The organism is Neisseria sp. 74A18, assembly GCF_001308005.1.
GTDB classification, from domain to species: Bacteria; Pseudomonadota; Gammaproteobacteria; order Burkholderiales; family Neisseriaceae; genus Neisseria; species Neisseria dumasiana.
In genome coordinates this window covers 1-3,163 of sequence record NZ_LGZA01000067.1, presented here as the reverse complement: position 1 = coordinate 3,163, position 3,163 = coordinate 1, and the positions used below count along the sequence as shown (strand labels likewise).

Genomic DNA, 3,163 nt, shown 5'->3' with positions numbered 1-3,163 from the left:
ACACCCGTAACGTCATCCGCACTTGGGCGAACAACAAACTACGGATGGAAGACAAACAGGGTCAGGAACACATCAAACTGGCGACCGAATACGGCAAAACCCAACTCAACCTCGGCCATATCGTCGATAGCCAAAGACAGAAACGCGGCGACAACGGCGAAGGTTTCGAATTGCGTACCGACAGCTGGGGTGCGTTGAGAGCGGGTAAGGGTTTATTCATCAGTGCCGATGCCCAAAATCAGGCGGCGGGTCAGGTGTTGGATATGGATGCCGCTATTGCCCAAATCGAACAAGCAATCTCCCTAGCCAAAAGTCTTAACAAAGCCGCGAAAACCGCCCAAAACGAAGCCACCGAGGCCGAAGAACAGGCAGGCCGTCTGAAAGACAGCCTCAAACAGCTGCAACGCGCCGGCATCATCCAATCCGCCCCCGACGGCATCGCCACCGCCACCCCGCAAAGCCAACTGCATACCGCCGGCCAACACATCCACCACATCAGCGGCGGCGACACCGACATCAGCGCCGGCAGCAACTTTACCGCCCATGCGGTCGAGAGCGTCAACCTGTTTGCACAGAGCAAAGGCGCCAAACTGCAGGCCAATCAGGGCAAAGTGGAGATTCAGGCACAGAACGACGAGATGCAGATCAATGCCCTGAAAGATGCTGTTTTAACCAGCAGCGCCGGCAAAGTGACCGTAGCGGCAAAAGACGAAATCCTGCTCACCAGCGGCGGGGCGTACATCAAGCTTAAAGACGGCAATATTGAGTTGGGCTGCCCGAAGATGGTGTGGGTGAAGTGTGCGGGGTTTCAGGTGATGGGGCCGAGTAGTGTGTCGTTCCCTTTACACAATATACCTCCATTGCAGACGTTTAGTAACCGATTAGATTTATACGACATCTTCGGAGCATCTTTGGGAGAATCTATAAACTATGTTGTCATCGGTAATAAAGACAGACAAGTACAACAAGGGGTGTTAGACAAAATGGGCCGCACGCAAAGAATTTATTCCGATAAAGCCGAAACCGTAAAAATATTTGCAGGATATGCCACTTTATTAGCTGGGAAAGAAGATTAAGGAAATTAAATGGCTAATTACCGTATTGAGTTTCTAGATGCAGAGAATAATCCTATGGCTGGATGCCATTTTCAAATTATGCATTATTTCCAAGTTTTGCAAGATGGTATAGCTGACAGTCAAGGTCGTGGAGTTTTTCGTTCTGATTTAATAAAAAATAAAAAAATATGGTTACGCTTTTGGGGGAAGGGTCAAACTCAAGAATCTGCTTTTGCATCCCAAACATTTTTATGGCAAGAAAATGTAGTAACCCAACCCGTGAAAGCACCAACGATATATGAAGTAGACTTGAGAGAGACTGAAAATAACAATAATGAACCGGCTGAGTATAGACAAGCTTTTTATGAAGTTCAGGCTGGGGACACTTGGGAGAGTATCGCTGAGAAGTGTGAAACCGAAGCCGTATTAATTCGATTAGTCAATAATCTTCAGGATGATGCTCCTTTAGAAGTTGGAGATGCTTTATTGTTGCCGAGAGGCGCTAAAAGGCCATTAAAACAATCGTTAGCAAATAAAGAGGTCATGCCAAGTATTGAAGCAGATGCTTTACATAAAGTATTGCTTGAATTGGAAGAAAAAAAAGATAAAAAAAGTAAAGCTCCTGAACCTACACAACCTCATATCCAAGATAATCCGCAACCCGTTCCAGAGGCAAAAAAAGAACCTGCGCCACAGTTGCCAAAACAGCAAGAGCCACCTAAAAAGCCTAAGTTAGATAAGATGAGGAGCGCAGAAAATGGAAAACCGGAGACAAAAGTTAAAAAAGATTGTTCTGAACATTGTAAAGTAGAAGTCATTGTATTTCCGACATCGAAAGGGAGCTATGCTATATCTAAGCAACTGTGGGATTTTATCTTAAGCAAAGAAGCTTTTGTTGCTAAACCATATGTTCCTGCAAAAGGACAAGATGGTAAAAGTGGGGTTACTTTGGGCTATGGATATGATTTAGGTCAGCAAAAAAAACACATTATGTATAAAGAGCTAGCTAATTTTTATACACCGCAACAACTAAAGAGATTAGAAATTGCATTGGGAGTTAAAGGTATTAATGCTCAAGCATTAATACCAAGTTTACAGGATATTACGATATCAAAAGAAAATGCAAAGAAATTAGCAGTAATCGCGAAACAGAGATATGCAGAAGATACCGTTAGAATTTATCCTCAAATATTACAATATCACCCTCATTGTCAGGGAGCATTATTGTCTTTAATTTATAACAGAGGAGCAGGATTAAAAGGAGAGCGTAGGAAAGAAATGAGAGAAATTCAACAGGCCTTAGCTGAAAACCGTGGGTACGATATTCCAAATTTTTTAATAAAAATGAAGAGATTATGGGTATCTCATTCAGATAGAGGTGTTGCAATTAGAAGGGAAGAAGAAGCTAATTTGTTCAAGAAAGGATTGGATTGTGATTGTTTTTAAAAAGAAAACAATATCATTTATATTTTTTATATTTGTATTGGTTGTTCCTGCTTCTGCATTTCCAATAGAGCCGGAAAAAATAATTAGTGAAACTTCATTAAATAATCCGTGTTTTTCAGGCAGTACGGAGCAAGATGATTTAATACAGTGTGCAGCAAAAAAATATTTTAGTGAACAAAAAAAATTAAATTATTATTATCGAGTGGCAATTCAGCAAAAAAATATTCAAATTAGAAGTTATTTAATTAAAAATCAAAAAAAATGGAATAAAACAAAATTTCGAGAGTGTTCTAAGCTATTAGATAGCAATGGACGAGAGGCAATGATTGAATATATTAGCTGCACTTCAAATGCTATAGAAGATAGAAATGAATTCTTAAATTTAATATTTGTTTGCGAAGAAAAGTCAATGAGAAAGCCTTGTGATTTTAAAGATGAAACAAAATTTTTTGAAAAGGCAAAGAATTTTTAAGTATCAAATTAAGATACTTAGGGAGCAAAATTCTTTTTAAAGGATTCTCGCGCAACATTCTCAACAGGACTTTTTTTAAAGTAAATGATTGTGAAATAAATAAAAAATGAACAATTTAATTCTTAATTTAGTTTTTTTAGTATTTTTGCATTCTTTTTATAGCTGTCTCTTATACACATACACGAGCTCA

At 39.7% G+C, this 3,163-nt stretch carries 3 protein-coding genes; all 3 read left to right on the top strand.

The features are described 5' to 3' along the window. Positions 1-1,076: type VI secretion system Vgr family protein (locus AKG43_RS11765; protein WP_082403097.1), on the top strand; the 1,076-nt coding region annotated here is incomplete at its 5' end. 9 nt (positions 1,077-1,085) lie between these two features. Then, the gene (locus tag AKG43_RS12620; RefSeq protein WP_082403096.1) at positions 1,086-2,501 is read left to right on the top strand and encodes a LysM peptidoglycan-binding domain-containing protein; all 1,416 of its coding nucleotides are present in this window, start codon (positions 1,086-1,088) and stop codon (positions 2,499-2,501) included. After that, positions 2,488-2,973, top strand: a complete 486-nt coding sequence (locus AKG43_RS11755; RefSeq protein WP_054617461.1) for a lysozyme inhibitor LprI family protein — start codon at positions 2,488-2,490, stop codon at positions 2,971-2,973. Before AKG43_RS12620 ends, AKG43_RS11755 begins: the two co-directional genes overlap by 14 nt. The last annotated feature ends 190 nt before the right edge of the window (positions 2,974-3,163 follow it).